Source organism: Candidatus Dependentiae bacterium, from assembly GCA_020431705.1.
Classification (GTDB): domain Bacteria; phylum Babelota; class Babeliae; order Babelales; family Vermiphilaceae; genus JAGQHQ01.
The window spans coordinates 1-2,195 of the sequence record JAGQHQ010000036.1; the positions used below are offsets into that span (position 1 = coordinate 1).

Here is a 2,195-nt window from a genome sequence, read left to right on the forward strand (position 1 = left end):
AACGAAGCTAGCCTACTCTATTTTTACTTATTTTTTAATTTCACAATTCGCTCCATTTATACATCATATCAAATATTTTCTATATGAAAATTCTTATTTCGTTACTCTATCGGTGTGTTAGTATTTGCATGATTTGTTTTGCCATATATGGTATACTGTCAAAATAGTGTGGTATGGTCGTAAGACTATATATTCTCAAAGTTGGTATACCATTATGAAGATAAAAAGAAAAAAAGGGCACTTTTCTATCTCTGCTGTTGCTAAGATGTTCTCTGTACACCAGCAAACAATTCGTTTATACGAAAAAGAAGGCTTTATTTGCCCAAAACGTTCGGCTGGTAACACACGCCTTTTTTCTGAAGAAGATGTAGATCGACTTGAAGAAATTATTTATTTAACACATCAAATGGGTATCAATTTAGCTGGTGTGGAAATGATCTTAAAACTTAAAAAACAGATCAAGTTAATGCAAAAAAATATAAATAAGCTATTTGAACAAGCAAATCAACAACTTGAAAAACAAACTGAAGTTACCAAGCAAGCAGCCCGTGATAACGCACAAAAGTTATTACAACTCAAAAACGAAACAAATAGAAATCATGATACTAAGCAATCTCAAATTTTCGATGTTGATAATTGGGAAATTGAATACGATGAAGATTAACTCAAGGAGTACATATGTGGATAAATAAAATTAAAACAGTTTTGTTGCTCGGTGCTCTCAGTAGTTTATTGCTCCTTCTTGGTCAACTTTTTGGTGGTACTGCAGGGTTGCAATTTGCGCTCATTATGGCACTCGTTATGAATGGAATAGCCTACTTTTTTTCAGAAACGATTGTACTAAAAATGTATCGCGCACAAAAACTAGACGCAGAAAAATATAGTTGGCTATATGATATTGTACAAAAGCTTGCTCTTACTATGAAAATACCAATGCCAAAATTATGGTTAATCAATACACCAATGGCAAATGCATTTGCAACTGGGCGAAATCCAAGCCATGCATCAATTGCAGTTACCACTGGTATTTTAGAAGTTCTTGACACACACGAGTTGCGCGGCGTACTTGCTCATGAATTATCGCACGTAAAAAATAGGGACATTTTAGTTTCAACTATTGCTGCCACTGTAGCAACTGCTATTGGATATTTAGCAAACATGATACAATACGCAGCATTTTGGGGTTCAATGAGTAACGACCGACGCCAACGCGGTAATCCTATTTTTATGCTATTAGTTGCAATGCTTATGCCCATTGCAGCAATGCTCATTCAACTTGCTATTTCTCGATCACGTGAATATTTAGCAGATGAAACAGGATCACATTACTCACATGATCCACTTGCACTTGCAAGCGCATTAGAAAAATTACACAACAACATCCCGCGTGCGCATATGGACAATAAAGATGCAACACGTGCAACTACCGCACCACTATTTATTGTCCACCCATTTACTACGAATGGATGGGCTTCTTTATTTTCTACGCATCCACCAATGCGCAAACGAGTTGAACGATTACAAAAATTATACGAACAAATGCATGGCAAGCGATTTTAAATGCTTTTATTTACAAAAGGTTTACCTCATGTCACTGAAACATTCTTCAAGCACTCTATTGGAACCACAGGAACAATTAGTCATTTCTTATGAATTACTTTGCCTTTTGCATTGGTTTATGGAACATGACAATGCCAAGTTTAGACGAATGCTAAAAACTGCATTAAAAAAAGGTTTGTATAAAAAAATAGTCAATAAGCAAGATCTAGAGCAATTTAAAACACTTGAAAATATTCAACACACAATTTTGGACTTTTTTGGCATGCTTGAAGCACTTTTTATTGAAGCATTTTCTGAGTACGAGACAGAACAAATTGCACAAAAAAGCATACTGCCAGAGCTTGATCATATCGACTCAAAACACTACGATGATTCAGAAATTCACTTGAGTGCACAAAAAGCACAAAAAGACGCGACAGACAATCCTGCCCAACTGGCTAAAGATATACTTTTTCAGGAACTCTTGCGCCGTTGGCAACCGAAAAAGAAAACAGTTGTAAATTAGGGTTATTTGGTAAAAATCCTCTATAAATCGATCTGCTGAGCCACCAATTGCACAAGTAAATGCACGGGTGGCTTAAAAGCCACCGCTTTTCATAGCCCTTCAAAAGTTTATTGATTTTTAATGTACTCCC

General features: G+C 35.7%; 3 protein-coding genes. All 3 read left to right on the forward strand.

The features are described from left to right. The first annotated feature begins 214 nt into the window (after positions 1 to 214). Genes KC460_05175 through KC460_05185 form a run of 3 tightly spaced genes read left to right on the forward strand, consistent with a single transcriptional unit; the run spans position 215 to position 2,065 of the window. Positions 215 to 664, forward strand: coding sequence for a MerR family transcriptional regulator (locus KC460_05175; GenBank protein MCA9770733.1), 450 nt, complete (start codon positions 215 to 217; stop codon positions 662 to 664). Between the two features lie 20 nt (positions 665 to 684). Beyond that, a complete protein-coding gene (locus tag KC460_05180; protein MCA9770734.1) occupies positions 685 to 1,560 on the forward strand; it encodes a zinc metalloprotease HtpX in 876 nt (291 codons plus the stop codon). A 28-nt stretch (positions 1,561 to 1,588) separates the two neighbouring features. Further along, complete coding sequence (locus KC460_05185; GenBank protein MCA9770735.1) at positions 1,589 to 2,065, forward strand: hypothetical protein; 477 nt, start codon at positions 1,589 to 1,591, stop codon at positions 2,063 to 2,065. Positions 2,066 to 2,195 lie beyond the last annotated feature (130 nt).